Origin of the sequence: Paenibacillus sp. FSL E2-0201, from assembly GCF_037963325.1 — a bacterium.
Classification (GTDB): domain Bacteria; phylum Bacillota; class Bacilli; order Paenibacillales; family Paenibacillaceae; genus Paenibacillus_AQ.
This window is the reverse complement of record NZ_CP150154.1, coordinates 303,666-328,472: the sequence shown is the minus strand read 5'-3', so window position 1 is coordinate 328,472 and position 24,807 is coordinate 303,666. Positions and strand designations below refer to the sequence as shown.

19 protein-coding genes are annotated in these 24,807 nt (G+C 45.0%); 3 read left to right on the top strand and 16 right to left on the bottom strand.

The window, feature by feature from the left end:
• Window positions 1–12: 12 nt before the first annotated feature.
• The 12 genes from NSU15_RS01500 to NSU15_RS01445 all read right to left on the bottom strand — a co-directional run bounded on the left by NSU15_RS01500 (window position 13) and on the right by NSU15_RS01445 (window position 10,513).
• Entirely contained in the window at window positions 13–249 is a 237-nt protein-coding gene (locus NSU15_RS01500; RefSeq protein WP_339288867.1) for a hypothetical protein, read from the bottom strand.
• A 112-nt stretch (window positions 250–361) separates the two neighbouring features.
• On the bottom strand, window positions 362–679 hold the full coding sequence (locus tag NSU15_RS01495; protein WP_339288866.1) for a hypothetical protein: 318 nt from the start codon (window positions 677–679) through the stop codon (window positions 362–364).
• A 95-nt stretch (window positions 680–774) separates the two neighbouring features.
• Complete coding sequence (locus NSU15_RS01490; protein WP_339288865.1) at window positions 775–1,650, bottom strand: alkaline phosphatase family protein; 876 nt, start codon at window positions 1,648–1,650, stop codon at window positions 775–777.
• 5 nt (window positions 1,651–1,655) lie between these two features.
• Window positions 1,656–2,699 carry an ABC transporter ATP-binding protein gene (locus NSU15_RS01485; protein ID WP_339288863.1) on the bottom strand — a complete coding sequence of 348 codons (1,044 nt, stop codon included), beginning with the start codon at window positions 2,697–2,699 and terminating at the stop codon, window positions 1,656–1,658.
• Window positions 2,696–3,499 carry an ABC transporter permease subunit gene (locus NSU15_RS01480; protein WP_042123491.1) on the bottom strand — a complete coding sequence of 268 codons (804 nt, stop codon included), beginning with the start codon at window positions 3,497–3,499 and terminating at the stop codon, window positions 2,696–2,698. The genes NSU15_RS01485 and NSU15_RS01480 overlap by 4 nt, the downstream gene beginning before the upstream one ends.
• A complete protein-coding gene (locus NSU15_RS01475; RefSeq protein ID WP_339288861.1) occupies window positions 3,496–4,419 on the bottom strand; it encodes an ABC transporter permease subunit in 924 nt (307 codons plus the stop codon). Before NSU15_RS01475 ends, NSU15_RS01480 begins: the two co-directional genes overlap by 4 nt.
• A gap of 91 nt (window positions 4,420–4,510) precedes the next feature.
• Window positions 4,511–5,623: an extracellular solute-binding protein gene (locus NSU15_RS01470; protein ID WP_339288860.1), complete on the bottom strand. Its 1,113-nt coding sequence runs from the start codon at window positions 5,621–5,623 to the stop codon at window positions 4,511–4,513.
• A 205-nt stretch (window positions 5,624–5,828) separates the two neighbouring features.
• Window positions 5,829–6,605, bottom strand: coding sequence for an ABC transporter permease (locus NSU15_RS01465; RefSeq protein WP_042123488.1), 777 nt, complete (start codon window positions 6,603–6,605; stop codon window positions 5,829–5,831).
• Window positions 6,606–6,623: 18 nt separating this feature from the next.
• Window positions 6,624–7,400: an ABC transporter ATP-binding protein gene (locus tag NSU15_RS01460; RefSeq protein ID WP_339288859.1), complete on the bottom strand. Its 777-nt coding sequence runs from the start codon at window positions 7,398–7,400 to the stop codon at window positions 6,624–6,626.
• Window positions 7,401–7,411: 11 nt separating this feature from the next.
• Window positions 7,412–8,443 carry an ABC transporter substrate-binding protein gene (locus NSU15_RS01455; RefSeq protein WP_339288857.1) on the bottom strand — a complete coding sequence of 344 codons (1,032 nt, stop codon included), beginning with the start codon at window positions 8,441–8,443 and terminating at the stop codon, window positions 7,412–7,414.
• A gap of 12 nt (window positions 8,444–8,455) precedes the next feature.
• Complete coding sequence (locus NSU15_RS01450; RefSeq protein WP_339288855.1) at window positions 8,456–9,919, bottom strand: aryl-sulfate sulfotransferase; 1,464 nt, start codon at window positions 9,917–9,919, stop codon at window positions 8,456–8,458.
• Between the two features lie 27 nt (window positions 9,920–9,946).
• Complete coding sequence (locus NSU15_RS01445; RefSeq protein ID WP_231574209.1) at window positions 9,947–10,513, bottom strand: MarR family transcriptional regulator; 567 nt, start codon at window positions 10,511–10,513, stop codon at window positions 9,947–9,949.
• Window positions 10,514–10,893: 380 nt separating this feature from the next.
• Here NSU15_RS01445 and NSU15_RS01440 point away from each other — a divergent pair, with 380 nt between their 5' ends.
• The 3 genes from NSU15_RS01440 to NSU15_RS01430 are packed head-to-tail and all read left to right on the top strand — an operon-like array spanning window position 10,894 to window position 13,389.
• A complete protein-coding gene (locus NSU15_RS01440) occupies window positions 10,894–11,640 on the top strand; it encodes a metal ABC transporter ATP-binding protein (RefSeq protein ID WP_076116460.1) in 747 nt (248 codons plus the stop codon).
• Complete coding sequence (locus NSU15_RS01435; protein ID WP_042184200.1) at window positions 11,633–12,475, top strand: metal ABC transporter permease; 843 nt, start codon at window positions 11,633–11,635, stop codon at window positions 12,473–12,475. Before NSU15_RS01440 ends, NSU15_RS01435 begins: the two co-directional genes overlap by 8 nt.
• On the top strand, window positions 12,472–13,389 hold the full coding sequence (locus NSU15_RS01430) for a metal ABC transporter substrate-binding protein (RefSeq protein WP_339288853.1): 918 nt from the start codon (window positions 12,472–12,474) through the stop codon (window positions 13,387–13,389). The genes NSU15_RS01435 and NSU15_RS01430 overlap by 4 nt, the downstream gene beginning before the upstream one ends.
• Before the next feature lie 60 nt (window positions 13,390–13,449).
• Here NSU15_RS01430 and NSU15_RS01425 read toward each other — a convergent pair whose 3' ends face one another.
• The 4 genes from NSU15_RS01425 to NSU15_RS01410 all read right to left on the bottom strand — a co-directional run bounded on the left by NSU15_RS01425 (window position 13,450) and on the right by NSU15_RS01410 (window position 24,787).
• Entirely contained in the window at window positions 13,450–14,919 is a 1,470-nt protein-coding gene (locus NSU15_RS01425) for a stalk domain-containing protein (RefSeq protein WP_339288852.1), read from the bottom strand.
• Window positions 14,920–14,954: 35 nt separating this feature from the next.
• Window positions 14,955–16,694 (bottom strand): FecR family protein, encoded by a 1,740-nt coding sequence (locus NSU15_RS01420; RefSeq protein ID WP_339288850.1) that lies wholly within the window; start codon window positions 16,692–16,694, stop codon window positions 14,955–14,957.
• Window positions 16,691–18,451 carry an adenylate/guanylate cyclase domain-containing protein gene (locus NSU15_RS01415; protein WP_339288849.1) on the bottom strand — a complete coding sequence of 587 codons (1,761 nt, stop codon included), beginning with the start codon at window positions 18,449–18,451 and terminating at the stop codon, window positions 16,691–16,693. Before NSU15_RS01415 ends, NSU15_RS01420 begins: the two co-directional genes overlap by 4 nt.
• Before the next feature lie 453 nt (window positions 18,452–18,904).
• Complete coding sequence (locus NSU15_RS01410; protein WP_339288847.1) at window positions 18,905–24,787, bottom strand: S-layer homology domain-containing protein; 5,883 nt, start codon at window positions 24,785–24,787, stop codon at window positions 18,905–18,907.
• Between the last annotated feature and the right edge of the window lie 20 nt (window positions 24,788–24,807).

The following is a 24,807-nucleotide window of genomic DNA, read 5'->3' as shown; positions in this document are numbered from 1 at the left end:
CCATGTTTCGGCTTAAGTCCACGCCCACAAAAATCCATCGCGATCCCACGCGATTTTGCCGCTGTGCAGCTTTCGGAAAGCTTTCTTTACTTCCTTGGACAGTGAGGCATTGCCATTCTCATTCACAAATACAAATTGTTCCCCAAAATTCTCTTTTACATATTCAATCGCCGCGGTCTGATACAAGGTACCCGTAAACCGAATTTCCTTAACCATCCATTCCGCTACATCTTGTGCTGTTACTTCCATATGGATGTGCCTCCTTTCGTAAGTGCTTCATGCTAAAATGTGCCCTCATTATAACATGAATACAGCCCGACCGGACAAACGTCCGAATCGGGCTGTATTAGGCTGATTTTAATTATTGTGGATAGTTATGATTCGAAGGATAACGGGTCTTCTGTCCGCCACTTACCATCAACAAAATCCCTGTAATCAAGTGCAGTGCCCATCCCACAAGTGGAATCCAAGCCAATAAAGAAGTTACAATTCCGAGCACTGAACCATAGATAGATTCATTGTTCTTTAAAGATAAAATCAAAGTGATTAGATGAAGAATAAACATAAATCCCAGTACAGAGTACCCACTGAACACTACAATAGTAGCACCCAGAAATGGAATCGCCAAAATAATTTCAAACGAGCCTGTAATCCATTTCATACCTCTAGCAGCACTCAATAGACAACCTCCCAAATAGGTAAAATATACTATTTATTATACAAAAATCCAGATTCCTCGTATATGATTTTTATTGTGCTTGCCTATTATAATTTTTATCCCAGTGGCAAGGGCTCAGCACCTTCATGATGTAATTGCTTCTGTACAAAAGGAGGCAAGCCTTCCTTGCTCATTGCAGCCGAAGGAGCAAGCCCCAAGCAATGGCACATTAGCGGAGCTAACCGCAACTGGGGAATTACTTGATCCTCTTTTTCCGAAGACAACACATCTACTCCAAACGTATATAACGGCACATCCCGCTCGGAAGAGGTGACCCCTCCATGGTGCCCGTTTGCGTTCATTCCATGATCGGCCGTAATCAGAATCTTATACCCCTGCTCCATCCAAATGGGCAAAACAGTGGCCAGCAGACCGTCGGCATTACGCACGGAAAGCTCATATTCCTTACTCTCCCCGCCATAACGATGCCCGGCATCATCTATATTCATGGAGTGAATGTATAGAAAATGCGGATCATAAGCACTCCGTAAATACACAGCGTCGGCAAACACATGGCTGTCAGGATAGTGATCCTCGAAATAAAAGCTCCCATGCTGAATCGGCTTCATCACATTATGCTGATGACGATCAGCCAGCGGATCAAAAGGGGCCGAATTATAAAGCTCACTGACCCAATGATAGGCAACAGCAGCTGTACGCAAATTAGCGCCCACTGCCAGATGAAATACACTTTCTTCATGGCTTGGTCTCACAATATGGTTGGCCGTAATTCCATTTTTGGACACGGGTGTACCCGTTAAGAGCACTTCATAAAGCGGGCGTGATAGACTAGGTAATTCTGACTGCACTCGATAACAAGATAAGGAGCCTTGCTCCACAAGATGCTCCAGATACCCCATGTACTTGCGAGCAGCATCATATCTAAGTCCATCCAAGACAACCACAATGAGTTTATTGGTCATTTCCGACATTCTACTCACGCTCCTTCTCGCTCTAAATGTAAAAGCTCGGAAGGGTTCAGCGCCAATGTGACTTTCTCCCCTTCTCCAACCCGCAGCCAGCGTCCATCATTTAAAAGATCAACCGTTAAGCGGATTCCTTCAGCCTCAACCGTACATCGAATGATATTTCCAAGCACAGACACCGATTTAATCATTCCATTCACCAGCTGCGCTCCGGCAGCAGCCTCCTGTTGACCCGCTCCCTCATGCAGCAGCGTTACGGCTTCGGGACGAATGGCAAAGCTGTCCATCCCACTATCTATTCCATGGAACAGCGCCATCACTTCAGGCCGAGTCAATACGTTATAACTGCCCATGAACCGGGCAACGAACTCTGTCCGCGGCGCCGTATACAGTCCTTCCGGTGTTCCATCCTGAACAATTCGCCCACCGTTCATAATGCAGATACGGTCTGATAGGATCAGCGCCTCTTCCTGATCATGCGTAACGAATAGGGTCGTCATGTTAAAACGCTTCTGAATATCGCGAATTTCAGCACGTAGATTCTTGCGAATCTTGGCATCGAGTGCACTCAGGGGTTCATCCAGCAGTAATACTTTGGGCTGCACGGCTAGAGAACGGGCCAACGCTACACGCTGCTGCTGTCCACCGGAGAGTGACTGCGGATAGTCATCCCGCTTCTCCTCCAGATCAACTAAAGCAAGCAGTTCCTCGCAGCGGCTACGTCTGGCGGATTTGGATACTCCACGCATTTTCATTCCATACTCAATATTTTGGCTCACTGTCAAATTAGGGAATAGAGCATAAGACTGAAACACCATCCCCACCTCGCGTTTACGGGGCGGCAGATTTGCCAGATCTTTATTTTCCAGAAGAATTCTGCCGCCATCCAGCTCCGAAAGGCCAGCTATGCAGCGAAGTAACGTACTTTTCCCACAACCGGAGGGCCCCAGCAGCGTCACGAACTCCCCTTCGCGAATCTCTAAATCTATATTGTCTAGCACACAGGTATCACCGAACATTTTACGTATACCTTGCAGCTTCAGATAATCGTTCATCCCTTAACGCCTCCCCCCATCTTTTTGCCAAGCTTCATCAGTACCATCGAAAGGACTAGAATAAACAGAAAATACGAGATCGCAATCGCGCTGGCTAAATGCCCGCTTTCGCCCATTCTTTGATATAGATATACCTGAATTGTCTGAATATGTCCGCCAACTAGCATATTGGTAAGAACAAATTCGCCAAACAGAACAGAAAATGATAAAAGGGTCGAAACGATAACCCCAGGCCAGATATTTGGCAAAATCACATTCACAAAAGCCGTTCTGCGGCGGGCTCCAAGCAATTCTGCAGCATGCAGCAGCTCCACGGCGTTAACGGTCAACAGACTATTGCGAATGCCCTGATACATATAGGGAAGGATGACTACAAAATATGCTCCCACCAATAAATAAGCTGTTCCAGCGATATCCAAGGGACCAGAGGAATAGGTACGAATAAGACCCACCGCAGCCACTACACCGGGCACCGCATAAGGCAGAACAACGATTACCTTCATAAAGTTCTCCCAACGCGGAAAATAAATGGTGATGACAAAAACAGCTGGCAGCATCACGGCCAGACTCAGTACCACACTGATCAGACATAAATACAGGGAGGTCCAAAGCGCCTCCAAAAAACGAATATCCTTAAACATTTCTCCGAACCAATTTAATGTCCATGCTTGAGGCAACAAGGTATTCTGCCAGTCCTGCGCGAAGGCATAAATACCGGTTGCCAGCAGTGGAAGTAATAAATACGCCATGAGCATTAGCATGAAGGTACGCGGAGCAAAGCCCGCTTTACGTATATTCATTGCCGCGCCTCCTCACTGGCTGCTGTCCATAAGCGCCGAGAAGATTTGGCTTTTACATTCGATTTACTGAGCGCTTTAGCTCCAAATCTTTCCGTGCGCCGAACCATCAGATGATTCAAATAAACTGCCAAAATCGTAGTCAGACCGAGTAATACAGCAAGCGCACTCCCCATTTCAGGCTGAGTAACCACATCCCCAGCAACCAGAGAACCGATACGTACCGCCAGCAGATTATAATTCCCGCCAACTAATGCGTAAGCCGTGGCATAAGCGCCCATTGCATTGGCAAAAAGAATTCCGAGCGTGCCAAATATCGCCGGGGTTAGAATCGGTAGCCCAATCGTCTTCCAGAACTGCCACGGTCCTGCCCCCAGCAAGGACGCCGCCTCTCTCCACTGCTCACGAATGCCATAAAAAGACGGATATAAGAGCAGTAAGGCTAACGGAACCTGAAAATAGACATACACCAGAATCAGACCAGACCAGCTATATAAATCAAAGTCGGCAAAAACACTCCAGCCCCACTGTTTGAATAAAAGCGTAAACACCCCGTTATTTCCGAGCAAAATAATATATGCAAAAGCTAACGGGACCCCCGCAAAGTTAGAGGTCATATTCGACAGCATTAAGAGTCTGTCCCTTACCTTTGGAGTGAACCGAGTAATACAATATGCACAAAAAAGTCCGACAATGATCCCTATCAGACTTGAAGTTAAAGAGATTAGCAAGCTGTTCTTGATTGCCTGCATGTAATAGGCACTTTGCAGTGCATGCAGATAATTGCCTAGCGTAAACCCAGTTCCGTCTGCCTTTTGGAAACTTCCCGTCAGCATGGACAATACAGGTACCAGCTGAAATGCCAACACCATCAGTGCAAACGGAATGAGTGCCAGAATCACACCGCGGCTTTTCTGTTTCAACTTCCTCACTCCTTGTCGCGGGAATAGAACAAGGGCGCCTTACGGCATCGTGACGAAGGCGCCCTGCTTCTTTTTTTAGGGAAGAACAATTCTAGTTCAAATGCACAAGCACACGTTCCTGCCATAATTGCGGAATGGTCTTCGCCGTTTCTTCCCACACCTTGTAATCACCAACAGGCTTAGCATTGACATATTCCTCTTTTGGCAGCAGCTTAGCCGCAACATCATCCGGCAGCGTTACGCTGTCACGGATCGGACGAGCGTACCCTTTGGCAAGATTAATCTGTCCTTCATCACTAAGGATGTACTGACGAGTCAGCTTCGCAGCATTAGGATGCGGTGCATATTTGTTAATGATCGTTGCATAACCGCTCACCACACTGCCTTCCTTCGGAATGGCTACCGCGAAGCCATCTTTGTTGATCTGGTCTCTATAGTTCAAAGCGTTGAAATCCCACAGCAGGGTAACTTCTACTTCCCCTTTTTCGATATTGGCAAGGGAAGCTTCTGCATTGGAGAGACGTCCTTTTTTAGCCAAATCCTCGAAGAAAGCGATCCCCGGCTCAATGTTCGACTCATCACCGCCAAAGGCAATTGCTGCCGCCAATACAGCCATCTGAGCTTGAGCAGCTTTGGTTACATCGCCAACGATGATTTTGTAGCTGCCGTTCTTAAGATCTTCCCAGCTCTTCGGTGGATTAGCCACAAGCTTGGTGTTCGTCAGAAAAGAAATTGTGCCTTGATAGCCGACAATCCAATTTCCGTCTTTATCCTTAGCCCAATCGGGGATTTCATCCCAGTAGGACGTTTTATAAGGCTGTGTTACTCCTTTATCTACGGCAACCGTTCCAAAAGCGATCCCTACATCTCCAATGTCAGCCGTTGGCTTATCTTTTTCTGCATCAAACTTGGCAATTTCCTCCGCGCTCGACATATCCGTATCTGAATGTGTAAGACCATACTTACTACTCATATCACTCCATGTATCTTTCCAATTCGCCCAGGAATCCGGCATTCCCACACTGATAACACTGCCTTCTTCTTTAGCTTTATTCTCGATCTCGGTCAGACTTAACTCTTTGGTGCCAGCATTTCCATTCGTTGTTTCCTCAGCCTTGGCCGAATTTCCACAAGCAGCAAGCAACAGGACGAGCAAGGATAACATTAGACCCATCGATAATTGATTTTTGATCCCTTTTTTCATGATTTCCCCTTCACTCCTATTTCTTATTTGCGGGCTTCTCTATGCTCCAACTGTTAGGCACCCAATTGCAGTATAGGCGTGTACTATTTTCGTGACATTAAGGAGGATAGGAATATTTGTAAATAAAAAGTAAGACATACCAAAAAACCACCTGATTTCCACAGGCAGCTTTGGTGTTTACATTATTTTATTAAATAAAGTTACACTACCTTCTACGCGCCGCGACACTAACCACGCCGTATCTATAGAGCACTTTCTTACCGAACCACCCAAATAACCGATCCGTGAAAAAGCCCATAAAGCCAAGGCAGAATAACCCTACAAAAATCCAATCTGTACGAAAGAATAACCGTGAATTCCAAATCAGATAACCTACACCTTCGTTCGAAGCAATCATTTCCGCACCGATTATTGCCATATACGACGTTCCCATCGCTAACCGGATGCCTGTAAAAATATACGGTATCGTCGCCGGAACGATTACATGAATCAGGATTTGCCACTCACTGGCGCCCATACTGCGGGCTGAGCGGATTTTATCCTCCTCCACAGACATTACACCGGTTAAGGTATTCAGCACCACGATAAAAAAGGTAGCGTACATAATCAACGCAATCTTCGACTGCTCTCCAATGCCAAACCACACTAGAAACAATGTAATGAACGCAATCGGCGGGATAAAACGGATAAAGTTCAGAAAAGGCTCTGCAAAGATACGAATCACATTCACCTTTCCAATTACCAATCCTACGGGAATCGCCATTAAACTGCCGAGTACCCAGCCAATAAGCACCCGGTAAAAGCTAATGCCGATATATTGCATCAAGGTGCCGTCTTCCAGCAGTTCCCGGCCACCCTGGAGCGTACTCCACGGTCCAGGGATCACATCAGGACCGTAGATCACCGCCCCAAGCTGCCAGATGCAGAGTGCGGCAATCCATAGTATAGATACAGAAACCCATTTCTTTTCTACCCATTTCATCATCTGTCCCACCCTATCCTATTCTTCGAAATGGCTCTGAATTTGATTGTATAGCGAGTAAAATTCCAGTGATGCGATGTCCCGCGGATAAGGCAACGTGTTGTCATAAATGTCCGTGATATTAGAGGAAGGCCCTACAGACATAATGCCGATCCGTTCCCCCAGCAGCAAAGCTTCCTGAATATCATGGGTTACAAAAATCACTGTCTTATGCGTCTGTTGCCAGATATTTACTAGCTCCTTCTGCATTGTCCTCCGAGTCATCGCGTCAAGCGCACCAAAGGGCTCATCCATCAGCAGGATTGCCGGATCATTGGCGAGCACCCGTGCCAGCTGAACACGCTGCTTCATCCCTCCTGATAGTTCCTTCGGGAACTTCTCCTCATGCCCGTTCAGACCTACAAGCCCGATAAACCTATCCGATATCGTGCGCCGTTCTGCCTTTGCAATTTTTTTCATTCGCAGTCCGAACTCCACATTCTCTCGAACTGTTAGCCAAGGGAATAAAGAGGAGTCCGCTTGTTGAAACACAACTGCCCGATCTCTGCCAGGCTTATTTACCTCTTCGTTATCCACCCGAAGGTTACCGCCAGATTTGGAAACAAATCCGGCGATCATATTCAGCAGCGTCGATTTTCCGCAGCCACTTGGACCGAGTAGAACGAAGAACTCTCCGCCTTTGATTATGAGATCCACATCTTTAATAATATAATGAACGTCTCCGGCGGTTGGCTCACTGTAGCTCTTGCGAAGCTGCTCAATATGAATGGTGTGCTGCTTAGCAGGCAATGACATTTTGAACCCTCCTATTTCTTATACGTGACTTCTTCCGGCAAAGCTTTGGTTAATGGTTCAAGATTCAGCTTGCTATCCAGATCGAAATCCTTCTCGATGATTCCTGTGTCGACCATATACTTCTTCTGCTTAGTCAGACTGTCATAAGCCGCCTGCGTGAATCCGAGGGCCCACGGATTGTTCGGAAGATCTTTAATCGTGGATTCCTTAGGCTGCTTCACTTCCTCGTACATTAAATCAGCAACCTCATCGGGATGAGCCTGTGCATAGACCCCAGCTTCATCCACTGCTGCGAGAAAGTTCGCAATCCCCTCAGGATTTTTTGTTATAAAATCATTCCCTGCTACAATGCCCATTCCTAATCGTACGGTTGTTTTGGACATATCCGTCAGCTCATGTACACCTGCAAGGGCACCCAGCTTATCATTAAGAACGGAACCATAGAACCATGCCCCATCCACAGCCCCTTGCTTCAAAGCGATATAAGATTCATCAAATGCTCCTTGTCCTATCAGCTCCACATCACTTAATGCAAGTTGATGCTCTTTCAAATATTCATCCCAAAGGTACGGAATGAAGGTTCCACGAATAAAGCTCAGCTTCTTGTCCTTCAATTCCTCAGCTGTCTTGATATTATCCTGTACGAACAGCTTCCATTCTGTAGAAGCTTCATCTGTCGCCAGACCCGCTGAAGCGATGATCGCGTAATCTCCTTTCGACACTGCGTTCAGCAGGGGGAAATCTACCCCGAAAGCCACATCTACCTGCTTAATGAAGAGTGCATTTACACCTTCTGCCGGGGAACCAAAGTTGACTAGTTCAGCGTCTACCCCGTGTTTGGCAAAGATACCTTTATCTAATGCCACACGAAAAGTTGGATTCGTATTGATGTCAGCGATTTTAATCTTCAAGGTCTCTACTTTGCCGCTAACCGCTCCATCTTTAGCCGGCGACGCATCACCTTTGGAGCCGCAGCCTGATAAAAGGATAACAACGGTTAAGGATAAGAGCAGGAAGCTTGAGCTGATCCATGAATTTTTCACAACGACACCCCCTTAAATTTGTTCATTGGCTTTGCGGCTGCTACCTTCATCTGTTGTCGCCACACAAGCAGCCCCTTCAACAAACGGCAGGGTAGTCGCCACACTTACTACAGAATCCGAACCTTTAGGCGCGGCCCCTGGTACTCTGAACTGCGTGACATCTATCGCCTCAATCGCTTGTTCTTCCGGCTGCTCCAGCTGTGGTACCCACGCATAAGGCACACGATAGGAACGGTAAACCATGTTTGTATTTCTGGAATCGTTATACGGTGAGATATATTCCCAGACCAGTTCATGCTCTGGCGTAACCTCGAAAAGTCTACCGTTAGATCCTTCTGTAATTAAGGTGTTGCCATTCGGAAGCCGCTGTGCTGAGCTGATATAAGGACTGTAGAATTTGTAAGAATCCGTCGGAACGGAGAAGCCTGCTTCTGCCGCGGTATACTGCCATTCAATTTCGAGTGTCACTGGATTAATCTCTAGAATTCGAGAGTAGTCGCGGAGTGCATTTTTTTGCCCAAAGGGTGAAGATGGATTCGGAAGGCCGTAACCACCCCAGCCACCGTTATCAAATACGAGTAGGTTGCCTTCTCCCGGTAAGCCCTTCGGAATGATGTGTGCATGATGCTGGCCAATGATCCAATCGATATGCTTCAATTCCGGTAATGAGTAATCTGGACCGATTCTCCAAACGATAGCTCCAGTACGCTTATCTGTAATTGCGATAATATTCGCTTCCCGTGCATCCCAGATCACGTTATCCGGATGGAAACGCTCATCTCCTGCATCATAAAATTTATTAGGTCCTACATAGGAAGCTGAGTTGATATGCAACCAGTCACCTACACCCCCGCCCAGATTCCCGAAGGAGCGTGAGTTAGGATCACGGAATAGAACGTTTTTGGCCGCTTCATCAAAGCCAAGCTCTGCAAAATGTTCATTTGGAGCCCACTCCCAAACGATGTTTCCTTCCCAGTCCACTTCGATGATCGTGTCATCCAGCAACTGCTTGTCGGAGATTTGATGGTTGTAAATATTTTTGTGAGCGAGGATTAGGGTGTTCCCACCGTCTACCTTTGGCTCTAGCCCTGGTGCAAAATAACCCACTGGATTGCCTTCGCGCTGATAGTCATGATGCTGGCGGGCATACCAGAGCGGTTCATAACCCGGATCTTCTATATGCTCATAGCTGTTATATCTCCACACGATGTTACCGTCCCAATCGACCTGCACCAGATCTACATTATCCTGAATGCCAAATTTGGGATCTCTTCTACCTGTGCTGCCTAGCACATAACCACCAGGGAGGATTTTAGCCGGAAACCCGAGCAGTCCCTTCCATAAATGCACTTCTTTACCGTTCATATCTATCAGTACAACACCTTCTTCACCTGCTTGAAATACGGTATAGCCGCTCCATGCCTTGCCCGGATTATATACAGTTGCCCCAGTTGGATATATGGTTGAATGTCCCATAGTTCATCTCTCCTACATTTGATTTTTTTAATAGCTAAGATAATTACTTTTCTTTGTGACTGCTCGTGGCTTCTGTTCAAGGTTCGGTGCAGACTCGGTCTCCGCATTCTCCTTCGCCAGCTTCAGCAAGGTTTCTGAGAATCCCTCCAGATTGCTGATGATCCGCTGATAGAATTGACTTTGCTGTGCCAATTCCTCTTCCGTAAACCCCTCAAACAGAAGCGAAATACATCGTTCCCCAATGTTGCTGTTAAGCTCCGCCATCTCCCGGCCTTTATCTGTAATGTCCAGCATCACCGTCCTGCGGTCTCCCTCCTTACGTCTGCGTACAGTAAATCCGCCTGTCTCAAGCTTATCGCTCAAAGCGGTGATCGCACCTGACGTAAAGTCCAGTTCATCCGCTAAATCCCCAAGCCGCTGTTCACCCTCACGAATGATTTTGTGCAGAATCAGCATGCCTGGTAAGGAGATCCCTTCCACAGTGACCTTATCCCGCTCCTTTACGAATCTGCGAACCACCTTGCGAAATCCCCAATCCGTCTCCTCCAGCTGTCTCCAATACGTATCGCTCATGCCTACCTCATCTCTCTCCATAGCCAACAAAAAAGACTCCCAGCACAAGTCCCTGACAAGGGAAAGTACGGGAGCCTTTGGTGGTCCAATCAGCTCGGATGAATTATTTCACTGTTCATTTAATTACTGTTTAACTATTGGTGATATCATATAACCCTTTATTCCTACCTGTCAAGTATGTATTTTAAATACTAAAAAAATCACATCCATAATGGCACAAATCGAGTACTTGTTCCAACTTAAAATCGCATAAAATTTAAGCTTTTTCATTGACATTTTGCCCATTGTTAAATATATTGTACCTAAGAATAAATGTTTACCTAGGGAAACAAATTAGATAATCGAAATAAATGTTTCCAACAGGAAACAAATCAATGAATTTCAAGACGAGGAGCTTTTTAATGATTGAAATTAGAAACCTAAACGTGGATTACTTCGGTAATTCAGCGCTAGAAAATGTAAATATTGATATTCCCTTTGGATATACGGTCGGAATTATCGGGCCAAATGGAGCAGGGAAATCCACATTCATTAAGTCATTGTTAGAAGTAATTAAGAAAAGAAGCGGAACGGTGAGGGTAGAGGGAAGAGACATTTCTGAGTATAAGCGTAAGATCGCATATGTACCGCAAAAAAATGACATCGATCTTACTTTTCCAATCACGGTGAAGGATACAGTACTGACTGGAACTTACCCAAACCTGAAGATCTTTCAGCGCCCCGGTAAACAAGAGCGGCAATGCGTCGAGGAATGTATGGCCATGGTAGATATAAGTGACCTTGCGAATAAACAAATTAGTAATTTGTCTGGAGGACAACTACAAAGAGTTTTTATTGCCAGAGCGCTTGCCCAAAAAGCGGATGTATTTTTTTTAGACGAACCTTTTGTCGGCATAGATCTAGTCAGTGAGAAAATTATTGTAAAACTGCTTAAACAGCTTCGCGAAGAAGGGAAAACCATATTGATCGTTCATCATGATTTACATGAAGTCGAAGAATATTTTGACAAAGTCATCATTCTCAATAAAAAGCTTATTGCTTTTGGTGACGTTAAAGACACGTTTACTCCGGAGAATATCCTCAGTGCCTATGGTGCCTCCTTAGGTAATCTGGTCATCAAAGGGATGGGAGGCGCCGATAATGATTGATTATTTCTCATCGTTATTAAACATTCCCATCTATGCGCTTAACGCCGGATTGTCTGCTATCATTCTTGGCATTGTTTCAGGGGTTTTAGGAAGTTTTATTGTACTCAGAAAAATGTCATTAATGGGAGATGCTTTGTCTCATGCTGTATTACCGGGTGTGGCGTTATCTTATATTTTAGGGATCAACATTCTTGTGGGAGCTTCATTGTTTGGACTTTTAGCAGCCATCCTCATTCAATTCATAACAAGTCGCAGCAATATCAAAAGTGATACCTCGATCGGAATTATTCTCAGCTCTTTTTTTGCACTGGGGATTGTCCTCATCACGTTTGCCAAAAGCGGGCTTGATCTAACTCACATTTTATTTGGTAACATTTTAGCCGTCCCGCAGTCCGAATTAATGCAGTCATTTATTATCATGCTTGTTGTTATAGCCATCATTTCATTGTTGTATAAAGAGCTGTTAATTAGTTCGTTTGATCCTGTCGTCTCTAAAGCATTTGGTTTAAAAACGGGGTTCTATCATTATTTATTGATGATGCTGCTATCCGTGGTTACCGTATCCTCATTATCTCAAGTTGGAATTGTGCTTGTGATTGCAATGCTGGTTATTCCAGCAGCTACATCTTATCTTTGGACGAATAAGCTGATCCATATGATTATCCTGGCTTCTACCATCGGCGCTGTATCTGGAATTATAGGTGTGATCATTAGCTTTAGATTCAATTTACCTACAAGTGCCACCATTGTTCTAGTAGGCGTAAGTTTGTTTGCTATATCTTTTATTATCTCGCCCAAAAATAATTTTCTAAGAAAAGGGGTTAAACAAGGATGAAAACAATAAAGATGCTCTCTTTGACAATGTTCATTTTACTATTTACCGCATGCTCAAATGTTAGTGAAGGAGAAGCAGACAATGACAAGTTGAAGATTGTTGCAACCTACTCCATTATCGCGGATATGACCGAAAACATTGTAGGGGAAAAAGCCGAGGTCTATAGCATGGTTCCCATCGGAACAGACCCGCATATGTACGATCCACTACCTAAAGACACAAGTAAAGTATCTAGCGCAGATTTAGTTTTTTATAACGGATTGAACCTGGAAACGGGTAAGGGGTGGTTCCAAGACCTTCTTGATGTCACTAATAAAAAGGGTGTTGCTTTTGCAGTCTCAGATGAAGTAACTCCAATGTACCTAACAGAAAAAGGCAAAGAAACTCAAGAAGATCCTCATGCCTGGCTTGATGTTCAGAATGCTATTAAATATGTAGATATCATCACTAAACATGTAATCGAAAAAGATCCGGACAACAAAGAGTTTTATCTGAATAACCAATCAGAATATGTTAAGAAGCTTAATGAATTGGATCAATATGCAAAAGAAGCGGTAGAAAAAGTCCCGCAGGAGAAACGTATTTTGGTTACAAGCGAAGGGGCATTTAAGTATTTTTCAAAAGCCTACGGATTTGAGTCCGCATTTATTTGGGAAATCAATACCGATAGTCAAGGAACGCCAGAACAAATGAAAAACATAATTAACATTATTGATGAAAATCAAGTGCCAGCTTTATTTCTGGAAACGAGCGTTAATCCGAAAACAATGGAAACCATCTCCAACGAAACGGGTGTACCGATACATTCTAAGATTTTCACCGATTCTTTAGCTAAGAAAGGCGAAGAAGGCGACACATACATTAAGATGATTAAATGGAATATTGATAAAGTCGTTGAAGGATTATCGTCATAAAAAAAGGCTGTCGAGATTTTTCTCGACAGCCTAAACTTATTTAAAGGATATACTGAATGATTATTGTCCACTTTTCAGCACAATTGCGTTACTGCCCTCATCGTATACCTGCATAAATGATGAAATGGTCGGCAAATAATCGGCTGCCACATACAAAGTACCCTTTATGTTTTGCACATTAAGGCTTACGTCTGGCTTTAGGGTGAGTGTCCAATCCCCTTTGCTAATCATCGTCTCTTTGCTTGCCGCATCCCAGCGAATGTCCGCTCCCCATGAGCTAAATAGCGCTCTAACTGGTAAATATATTTTTCCGGACTCTTTAAGAGGTTGAATAGCACTATTAAACTTCACCTGCGCTCCATCCAACCATACTTGCATGTTCTTACCGGCTGGCAGCAGTGGAACTGCATCAAGCAGATCAGCCTCGCTACGCAATGGCTTAAGGGCTTGCAGATCAAGATTCAATACCTTTAGCTTGTTATTCAGCGTATCGGTCACATACAGCTTCCCAGAGGCAAGTGCAACACCGGAAGGCTGATCAAACATTACTTTATCCAATACTCCAACCTGATCTCCCGAGTTCCCCTGCCCTGCAACTGTTATAACTTTCCCATCCTTTTGGATAGCCCGAACGCGATGGTTCAGACTATCTGCAATCAGCAATACCCCATTGGCATAGGCTAGTCCACGAGGACGATTGAACAACGCCGATAGACGCTCTCCATTCTGGAACCCTCCAGCCATATAGCCAGTCACTGGATCAACAAGGGTTGCTTTGCCTGCAAAGGTCTCCACCTTACCGCCTTTAATTAAACGGATCATCTGATTCCCACTGTCAGCTACATAGAGATTGCCAGATTCATCGAATACAAGACCCAGTGGTTCATTGAACTTGGCTGAAGCTACTGCTCCGTCCAAATAAGCACCATTATTGCCCTGCAGACCCGCAAACGTAGTCACAATACCTTTTGGTGTAACTCTGCGAATCACATGATTCAGTGTATCCGCTACATATATGTTGTCATTGCTGTCTATTGCCAATCCACCCGGCGCGTTAAATTGCGCCACATCAGGCGGTCCATCTTTATAGCCTGCTACTCCCGTTCCTGCGAGGGTATACACTTCTCCATCCTTAATTTTTCGAATGGCATGGTTATCGGTATCACTAATATAGATATTGCCTTTACTGTCAGCAGCGGTGTACGTCGGATGATTAAACAAAGCCTTTGCACTCTTGCCATCGATATATCCTTCAGCACCTTGTCCAGCCACTGTCTGTAGCGCTCCATTACTCCACTTGCTGATCGTACCGCTTCCGGACTGTACGATGATGAGTTCATTACTGCCAGGTACAGCAGTTAGTCCCCATGGCTGTCTAAGAGAGAGTACGGCGTTAGAAGAGATGTTCTGATCTATACTTCCTTGAACGTTGCCGCTTGTGGGCTGCACTGCCTCTGCGGTAACGATACTAGATGGTACTGCGCTTACGAGCATTAATCCACAAACGATGGAGATAATTTCCTTTTTCATTACGTTATTTTCTCCTCTCGAAGGTTATTGCACCTTTAAAATAACAAAGACAATCTAATCTGGAGGTTGTCTATTATTACCTCTACAGGGCCGTTTTCAGTATCTTCAACCCTCACCAGTGGAATGATAACGATATAAGGTTCGGGAGTTAGTCTATTCAAGAATGCCGGAGTAAGTTTAAGTACAAAGGTATTCTCATCGTTCCGATCCAGTACATAATCGGTATCTTCTAGCGGAAATGGATCTCCAAGATCATATTCATAATGATATCTGATCTCCCCTACATCATAACCTAGCGAATGGATGATAAATTCCGGCGCTTCATCTTCACCTATAGGACCCGTATGGTTAAAATAACTCGGAGTGATTTCTCCTTCAAAGTAAAACCCGCCGTCTGCTATCTGTTGAACCTCTTCCTGTACCTGCCCCCCGGTAAGGGCATTCTTTAACAAACCACCATTAACCTTGATTTGAACGAATGACTTATAAGGAAGTGATTCACGCAGCTGAATGTGAAGCTTATTCTCTCGAATGTATACCTCACCTAAATCGAGTGTGTCCTCACTCTGATTTAAGGTAACACTCACACCATCCCTGGCGGCATTAGGATTAGAGTCATCTGCGATATTAAAATCTAACGGTACTGTAAACGGCAAAACAATCTCATTATCACGGACGAGATAGTCATAGATATGTTCTCTAAATTCCTGCTGGTCTATCTCAGGTGCACCGAGTGGATTTGGAGTTTCCGTCGGCGTTGCCGTTGGTTCCGGCGTCGGTGTTGCCGTTGGTTCCGGCGTCGGCGTTGCTGTCGGCTCCGGTGTCGGTGTTGCTGTCGGCTCCGGTGTCGGTGTTGCTGTCGGTTCCGGTGTCGGCGTTGCCGTTGGTTCCGGCGTCGGCGTTGGTGTAGGTCTCGTCGGCGGTGTTGGTCTTGTCATATCTAAGGGAGCCGAACTAGATAGATCATAGTTAATCTGAGGTGGAATGGTTGGAATAGGCGGACTTGAGTGAACGGGCATCGTGGCTTTTATTTGCTCGAGTAGTTGCTCGATTTTTTTCTTAACCGATTCGAATTCCAATATCTCTTCTTCGTTCAGATATTTCAAATGCTGCTCTAGCGCAAATTGCGGTAATGCATTCAGGGACAGCTGCCCCTGTGTCCATTGTTGATTCTCCATAATTAACTGTTGGGATGCTGTTATCATACGCTCAATTAGTGTGGGATCATTAGACGGAATTACGCGGACTGTTCCTTCCAGAACTCCCAGATAATCGCCGCTAATTCCTCCCCCAGCATTAAGGACTACATTGCCTTGGCTATTAACGCTAACAAAAAACTCTGTGCCCATCACGCCCATGATCGCCGTCGGGGTCTCAATCTCAAAACGGGAGTCGCCATCCAGCTTCTTTTTCACCTTGATCAGGACTTGCCCGTTTTGCAGCTTCAGACTTGTCTTTCCGCCGAGCGCTTTTGCACTTTCGACTAATTGGCTAATGGTAAGCGTAGTGTTTGCTCCGATTGTAACTTCTTTGTTAGCATCGAGGTCAAGGCTGATTTGCCCGTCAGTGCCTGTTATAATCGTATCGCCTTGCGTAATCGCCATTCCTTTAAAAGCATTAAATTTCTTCGTTCCCCCGCTCTTTTTCACCTCAGACTTGCCTGAGACCGCGGTTATTTTCCCTACCTTTACGCTGTCCTTCGCCTGTGTGACAACCGCCGGCCAAAGAATACTGAACAATAGAATAAATGATAGTGTAAGCTTCAATGATTTCATTTCAACCCCTCCAATTCATAAACACTAATTCCCTGTTCTTTGCCCTTTACCTTGATCTCTCCTAATGAAACGGCTGATACTCTATCTTTTACAAAAGCGTAGGTAGCCTCACTGATGAGGATTTGTCCCGGCTTCGCATTGCTTTCCAGGCGGGCTGCCGTATTGACGGTGTCTCCAATCGCTGTATAATCCATCCGTGTCTTAGAGCCGATGTTCCCAAATACAGCAGGGCCAGTATGTACCCCAATACCAAATTTAACTACTAGGCCAAAGCGTTCAAACAGCTTTTGTTCTACCGCCGCCGAACCCTCCTTCATCGCCCACGCGGCCTTCACCGCTTGCATCGGATGATCTTCTAGCAGCAATGGAGCATTAAATATCGCCATCGTGGCATCCCCGATAAACTTGTCCAGTGTGCCATCAAACTCAAAAATACAACCCGCGGTCAGATCCAGATACTCATTCAGAATCTCTACAATCTCCTCCGGTTCAGCAGCCTCTGACAACGGGGTGAAGCCTCGAATATCTACGAATAACAAGGTTAGCTCTCTGCGACTTCCTCCCAGCTTCAGACCTTCTTGACCGTTCTTGAGAATTTGATCCACAACCTGTGGAGCAACATATCGGCCAAAAATATCCGTAACTCTACGTTTTTCCATCAACTCCTCTAAATATTGAAAAGCTATCACGATAATACAACTAACGATTAGAAGGGGAATCACATAACCTAGTGAAATCACCGTACCCTGATCATAGAAATAACGACCCGCAAAAATTAGTAGCGCAATGATGACCACAATGGCCGCATAGGAATACAGCATCTTCACTTTACGGAATAGTAGATACGCCAGGAGCGCAACTAGCAAGAGCACTACTTCGTTCCACTTCCAGTCCAGCACTCGTTTATAATTATCGTCGAGCAGAGACTGGATGATATTCGCATGAATTTCCACACCGTATAACGTGTTTTTTCCGCTAATCGGTGTTAAGAAGTCATCCTTAAACCCTGTAGCATAAGGTCCGATAAGCACAATTCTATTCTCAAAATAATCAGGTGGGACCTCTCCGCTAAGCACGGCTGAGTAAGGAATCTCTTCAAAGGCGCCTTTGCCACCTGAATAGGGGATATAAAAGCGTCCAAAGTCATCCAGCGGGAGCTTCTGCGGATCAGCAGTGCTTCCCATCGCCTCTCGATATTTCTGATAGACCGTCCATGACAAGCTGTGAATAGACTCCCCTTCATAATCAAAAGAATAAAGGGCCTTACGCACCACACGGTCTGTATCGGTAATGGTATTAATGTGCGCGGTTGCAGCCGCAGCCTCTCGCAAGGCTTCAAACGGCTGGGACAGCTCCAGCGCTTCAATTTTTCCTTGTTCAGTATTAGATGCAAAAGTGCCATATACGGGCAGAACAACATTTCCCGCCCGAGCGACAGCCGCAGCGAATTCTGTATCTGCCTCGGGATCTTCTGAGCCCACCGGGAACGTCAGGTCAAAGCCGATCACAGCAGGATGTCCCTCAGAGAGCGTATCTAACAGCTGTGCATGAACATTTCTGCTCCACGGCCAGCTGCCAAAGTCCTTCAAGCTTTGATCGTCTATCCCGATAATAGCAATCGTAGTATCCACAGACCGCTCGTGCTGCATCACGCGATCTTGTAACAGATGATCAATAGAGTCCAGACTCCCTCTGTACAGAAGAACCGCAAAAATCACCGTAAGCAGAAGCAAAATATGTGCTAACTTTACTTTCAAGGTTCGTTTCTCCAATCTATGTATTATGGAATGAGTCTGAGCCAGCGCCATTAAGAAATACATAGGATCGCTAGTAATATAACGAAAAATCCATAATCTAAGGCAATCTTTTGAGCATGCTTGTAGGTAAAGAATTTACCTTCAGCACTATAATAAGCGGTCAGATACGTTAGTGATGGATAAGCAAAGAAGAAGGGGTCAGTAGATAACAGAATAAGGGATACAAGCACCCATGGATGAATACCCATTCCTGCGCCAATTGGAAGAAGTGCCGTAACAAGGAGAATGACTGCCGGATAAAGTCTATTAAAAATTTATTCAAAAATATTATATATGAAAAATCATATGAATAGTAAGAATTTCCTACTTTACAAGAAAAAAAGCGGGGGTGAAATACATAAAACGACAAAAAGCAGACCAGAGTTACCTCTGCCTGCCTTTGCCATACTATTCTTATAAATTGATTATTCCATACAGCAGTTTTGCAATTTCAGCACGGGTTACTTTGCCACGTGGATCGAAGTTATTGTCGCCCTTGCCATCAAGGATTCCCTTAGCTTTCAATTCACTTACCGCTTGTTTCGCCCACTCTGATACGCTGCTCATATCCTTAAAGCTTGCATTAGCAGCAACGGAAGACTGTGCTCCAGCTTTGTACTGTATCAATTTCTGCAGGACAACCGCCGCTTCTTCACGTGTAATCGCATCCTTAGGACGGAACTTGCCATCACTGCCTTGGATGAGTCCGAGCTGAACAGCCTTGTCTATCGATGATGCATAATAAGCGTCTTTTGATACATCTGCAAAAGCACCATTCCCCGTAGTTTCACTTATCTCATTCAACCCGAGTGAACGAATGGCTAGTGTAACAAAATCTGCACGGGTTACATTCGCTTGTGGACCATAGTGCGTATCATCGATACCCTTAATCACATGCTTAGCCGTCAGCTTGGAAATGTACGGCTCTGCCCAGTGACCAGCGGTATCACTAAATTGCTTATGGTATTCCAGTACCGCGAAGGAAGAGAAATGATCTGTTGTAAAGGTAACGGTATTACCCTTAAACACTCCACCCAAATATTCCAACGTGCTGCCATTTACATAATAGACACCTGCAAAATCCGTATTGATCTCGGCAAGCTGTTCCTTAGTCAGCGTCAAGGTAATCGTAACAGCACCTTTAAGCTGGTGGATAGCCGTTTCTTTGCCTCCTGCTGATGTACTGAGGTTCAGCGTAACGGTAGCCTTGGATGGACTCATTCCAGCGACATTGCTTTGTACAGCTGTCGTATTTGTATCAACGCTCAGTAGCAGCATGTCACTGCCGGCCGGAATCGCCGGTAAAGAACTTGTTGGTACGCTCAGTGTAACGTTGGAAGACACAATACTCAGATTCAGCTTCTTGTCGACAGCCTGTTGAACGGCCGCTGCATCAAGTGCGAGTTTAATCTGATCTTGAGTCGAAGCTCCTCCGCCCAAGCTAATCTTGATGTTCCCACCTGTCGTAGCTTCTTCTATCACTTTCTTCAACGCTGACGGATCAGCTGTATACGTTCCATTACTTCCTAATGCCAGTTCAATGTTTACTTTTCCCGCTCCAGGTGTCGCTGTAGGCGTTGGAGTCACTGTTGGCACTGGTAAAACTACTGGAGGTGCCGATGTCACCCCTGGTGCTGGTGTCGGGGTCACTTCTGGCGATGGCGATGGCGATGGCGATACCTCTGGTGTCGGTGTTGGTGTCACCTCTGGTGTCGGTGTTACATTCTCTTTCCCAGTGTAGAAGCCCCAAATGTCTGAAAGCACACTACCAGAGTTATCATCCTCGACTTTTGTATACCACTGGTAGTAGCTTTCTGGATTAAGCTTACTCCAAGTGACCTGAGTTTCCGTACCGCTCTCTACTTGCTGATTGGTCGCGATTGTCTGATCACTGTAAACCTTAACTCCAATGTAATCGGTAGCTACACGTTTGGTTACAGGCTGCAGATCGAGATCTAGTACGAACTCATCTTTGCCCGGGAACTCATTTTCATCATAATAATTATAATCATCCAAGTAAGGCGAATAAGTCTTCACACGAAGCTTGTTGTTAGCTACATCGAACTGAAGGAGACGAATATAACCAAGTCCGCCCTCTTCGGCACCTTGATAGTCTGCCAGCATTTGATATACACTGCGGTCCGCAATGCCATCTCCGTTATCATCCAGCTCATCTACCTTAAGCTCTGCATCATGATAATGACCGGACAAAGCTGCGATTACGTTCTTGTTAGGTTTCACAACCTTTTCAAAGATCGTATCGGCAATCGGTGCGCGGTTATTAGATACGAGCAGGTATTCATGAAGACAAAGAATCGCTTTACGCTCTGGATAACGAGCGACAATCTCATTCATCCATTCAATCTCTTCTTCAGCCAGTCCCCAGCCCATATAAACGATAATGAAGTCATTTCCGTTCGCAGATACCAAATCATAATGGCCCCGGTTGTTGTCATAGGAACCGCCAAAGGTTGGCATGTCCTTGAATCTCCATTCACCAAAGTACTGCCAGAATTTCGTATAATCTCCGGTTTGATGACCTACATCATGGTTCCCTGCAAGAACACCATAAGGAATACCTGCATCCTCGAGTACCTTCATGTCCCGATCGGCTTCCTCCCATTGATATTCTTGATAGGACTTATCCACTACATCTCCCGTATGAATAACATATTTCAAATTCAAATTATCCTTATTGTCAGCAATCCACTTCACATTTTTCTGGTAAATGTAAGGATAGCTTTGAGAATAATATTGCGTATCAGACATCCATACAAAGGAAAAATCATAAGTGTCTTGCGTTACTGTAGCTGCAGTCTTAGCCACGGACGCGATCTCATCCTGAACCATCACCGCAATGCTATTTCCATTTCTATAATCTCCAGCAGTCACCGTAGATTTCAGTTCAAAATCCTCAGTACCAGCGATTAAATGATCCAACTGTATCCATTTTTGTCCGGCAGGACTCCACGCGTAGAGACTTACTTTACGGCCTGGAAGTGAATTCCCTTTCCATTCAATATCCACACGATCTGAAGCCTTCACGGATTCATCCAGCTTAATTTCATAGCGCTGATATGGGAATTGCTCAACAGCATCGTTAATTAGGTACTGTCCGTCAACTGCACTTATTTTGCTGTATTCGTCACTGCTAAGGGCTTCTTCGCCCGCAGGAACGGATTGCTTCGGCGGTTCTATATCGGATGCGTTCTTAAATCCAGTAAATCCTTGCTCTGGATGGTTACCATCGTACTTGAAGCCTCTATAGAAGGTAACATCCATCTTATCCTGGTTAGGATCTTCAACCTTAACCTTCAAGGTCGGATTCGTACCCACACCAATCTCCCAGTTCTGAGGTGAGATCAGGAGTGGTGCAAATGGATTTTCATTCGGTACATGGAATGTAATTACCTTTTCCACCTGATTACCTATCTTATCCAATGCGGTGATAGAAAGCGCATGGTCTCCACCGGACAGCTTTCCGGATGAAGTAGCATAAGGCAGTTCAATAACATTGCCATCCAGCTTCACGCTAACTTTATCTACACCTGCGTAAGTATCCTTGATCTCAGCAGTAATTATGAAATTACCACGATAAGTTTTTCCTTCTTCAATCGAAGCTTTAATAGATGGCGGCGTATTGTCTACAATCACATTTGAAGATACCTTGGATCCACCTTCGGTCACTGTTACTTTATGTTCTCCGTCAGTTACTTCTTTAGTGTTCCAGTTATACGCCTTTGAACGGAATAAATCCGATTTCAGATCGAACCGGAAGCCGATGGATTCATGCTTACCTGCGCTGTCCCCCATCTTAATTTCTTTATCACGTTCTGCATAAGCAGGGTCCCAAATTTCTGTGCCGTCTGCAAGTAATAGGCGCACATTCTTCACTTCGAAATCATCTTTATTCTCCTCAGGACGAGGGTCAAAAGGCGATGATTTAGAGCCCGCCCGAATGTAAATCACATTATCCTTGCCTACTTGTAAAGCGGCAGAGGAGATCGGAAAGGTTAATGTCGTATACGTAGTAATCGGGTCCATAAAGGTGTACAGAATACTCGCATCCCCTAATTCTTCTGGACCCATGGTGATACCGTTTTTGAAATAATAATCTACATTCTTCGCATCAAATACAAAGTAAGCATCATTCTCAAGCGCGGCATATACCTCGTTATTGCCGAGCACCTTATTGTCGATGCTCAGGTCCACTTCATCAGCTTTGGCAGTGGCAGAGGTTCCTTTTACCGTCATAGAGCCATTAATGAATTGTCCATCCTTCACATTCAAACGAAGCGCTGATTGATCGGGACCACCTGTGATTTTCACTTTCATTACCGGAGATTCGGTCTCATTCGTGCCGTCAGATACGACGAAATAATACTGTATTTCATTCCTACCAATCAGATCAGCAGATGACAATTTATAATGATACAGACTGTCATTAAAATCTTGAGAAAGATTATGACTGACAAAATCAGGCTGCTTATCCGAAGCTACTCTTACTTCTACGGACGTAACGGCTTTATTGTCATCCGCGAAAGCCTTCAAATCGAGACTCATCGACTGATCAATCTCCGTTATAGCAGTCAGATCATTTACCGTCGGATTCTCGGTATCCGGCTCCACATGGATCGGTGTGATAGGAAGCAGCGCTACATCCACCTGCCCTGGTGACGGAGCAGCTGAACCTGTGCTAATCTTGAGCATTTTGCTTTGCCCATTCACAGGATACTTGTATAGAAGGGCTTTATTTTCTTTGGTGTCATCACCTTTAGCTCCACCATCATAGGTAAGGTCGGCATCATAATACGCAGAGGAAATTTCCTTCTCCGTATTACTCTTGATTACGACTGCCCGGCGGCCAGAGTTGGCCATCCCATCGCTTTTGATTAGAAAGAGATTCGTACCATCAATCAGATTAGTGTTAAATTCTGTATTGAAATCATTGGCAGTGTATGTACTATTAGCACTATTAATAATCCAGAACACCACGGACTGCTGTGCAGGAATTACAAAGCTTTCCTTCGTCGAGGGCCACTTCACATCAGAAGCGTTACCTTTATCAGGATAACGATAATAGATCTTGTAGTTCTTGAAATCAATCGGTGCGTCAGTATTGTTATACACCTCGATGAATTCAAAAGCGTCACTACTCGTTCCCTTTACATTCGTCGAATTCGGCAGCAGCTCTGTAATTAGAAGCTTCGGCACATTGTTCGTGTCGAACGCGGGCAGGTTCACATGAACAGAATAGTTCTCCGTTACATTGTTCACGCGGATGCTGTAGTGCAGTTCTGGCTCTTCCAGCGCAGCCGCGGGAATTACCGCCGTATATTCCCCCTCGCCTTTTGAGGTCATGGTGATTACCGTATCTTTCACCTGAGAAGGAGAGCCGTATTGCAACTTCACTACCGGTAGCGTTCCGTCTGGTCCATTCTCTAAGTTCGTAATCTTCGCGGTGATGGAAAGATCAACTGGATCTACACTGCTCAGCGAGTGGTGTTCAATCACCGGCTGTTTGTCTCCAGGCACTGGCTTAGGAAGCTGTTCTGGCTCTACAGTTCCAGGTGTAGCCGCAACGGTTCCCGAATTTGACATGAGACTCATTGTAGAGCTGTCTGCTTGAGAGAATTGATAGAATATACCGTTATTCTCCTTCACCTGTTCTTTCCCATAAGAAGCAGAGACAATTAAAGCATCTCCTGCTTTACTCTTAATTTGTAAGTTACGCGGAGAAGTGTTAGCCATACCACCGCCACCGTTGATACGGAACAGGTTTACTCCTTCCTGAAGAGTCGCTGAAGGATTAAAGTTTTTGATGAAATCCTCGGCTGGAACATTCAGATTATTGCCGTTCATAATCCAGAAGACGATATTCCCATGCGCCGGTATGACCGCATCTCCATTTGGTGTCCAAGTATCATTGTCATTATAAAAGAAATAATAATCCTTAAAGTTAACTGGCTCGTCCGTATTATTATAGATTTCAACAAATTCATAACCATCTACAGAGGTTCCATTGGTGCCTTTTACATTTTTAGTATCCGGAACAACCTCAGTAATAAGTAAAGAGCCCGGATGGGTAGGTGTCGCATACACAGCTGTTGTCACGTTTGTTTGACTCATAAGTGTAAGTAGCTGATCCTGTTCATCAACATGTAATCCTAATTCGGAAGATGTCTGCTCCGTATCCAGTTGCTCATCAGCATATCCTGCTGGAACCATTATCCCCAACATCAGACTGCTTGCAATTACACCGGATAGAAAACGTTTAGCTTTTGCTGTTATTCTCAAAACTCCGAACACTCCCCATA

Bases quoted from the DNA above. Each gene is read 5' to 3' on its own strand.
- NSU15_RS01500 (WP_339288867.1), bottom strand. From the start codon at position 249: ATGGAAGTAACAGCACAAGATGTAGCGGAATGGATGGTTAAGGAAATT.
- NSU15_RS01490 (WP_339288865.1), bottom strand. From the start codon at position 1,650: ATGTCGGAAATGACCAATAAACTCATTGTGGTTGTCTTGGATGGACTT.
- NSU15_RS01485 (WP_339288863.1), bottom strand. From the start codon at position 2,699: ATGAACGATTATCTGAAGCTGCAAGGTATACGTAAAATGTTCGGTGAT.
- NSU15_RS01480 (WP_042123491.1), bottom strand. From the start codon at position 3,499: ATGAATATACGTAAAGCGGGCTTTGCTCCGCGTACCTTCATGCTAATG.
- NSU15_RS01470 (WP_339288860.1), bottom strand. From the start codon at position 5,623: ATGAAAAAAGGGATCAAAAATCAATTATCGATGGGTCTAATGTTATCC.
- NSU15_RS01465 (WP_042123488.1), bottom strand. From the start codon at position 6,605: ATGAAATGGGTAGAAAAGAAATGGGTTTCTGTATCTATACTATGGATT.
- NSU15_RS01460 (WP_339288859.1), bottom strand. From the start codon at position 7,400: ATGTCATTGCCTGCTAAGCAGCACACCATTCATATTGAGCAGCTTCGC.
- NSU15_RS01450 (WP_339288855.1), bottom strand. From the start codon at position 9,919: ATGGGACATTCAACCATATATCCAACTGGGGCAACTGTATATAATCCG.
- NSU15_RS01445 (WP_231574209.1), bottom strand. From the start codon at position 10,513: ATGGAGAGAGATGAGGTAGGCATGAGCGATACGTATTGGAGACAGCTG.
- NSU15_RS01440 (WP_076116460.1), top strand. From the start codon at position 10,894: ATGATTGAAATTAGAAACCTAAACGTGGATTACTTCGGTAATTCAGCG.
- NSU15_RS01435 (WP_042184200.1), top strand. From the start codon at position 11,633: ATGATTGATTATTTCTCATCGTTATTAAACATTCCCATCTATGCGCTT.
- NSU15_RS01430 (WP_339288853.1), top strand. From the start codon at position 12,472: ATGAAAACAATAAAGATGCTCTCTTTGACAATGTTCATTTTACTATTT.
- NSU15_RS01425 (WP_339288852.1), bottom strand. From the start codon at position 14,919: ATGAAAAAGGAAATTATCTCCATCGTTTGTGGATTAATGCTCGTAAGC.
- NSU15_RS01420 (WP_339288850.1), bottom strand. From the start codon at position 16,694: ATGAAATCATTGAAGCTTACACTATCATTTATTCTATTGTTCAGTATT.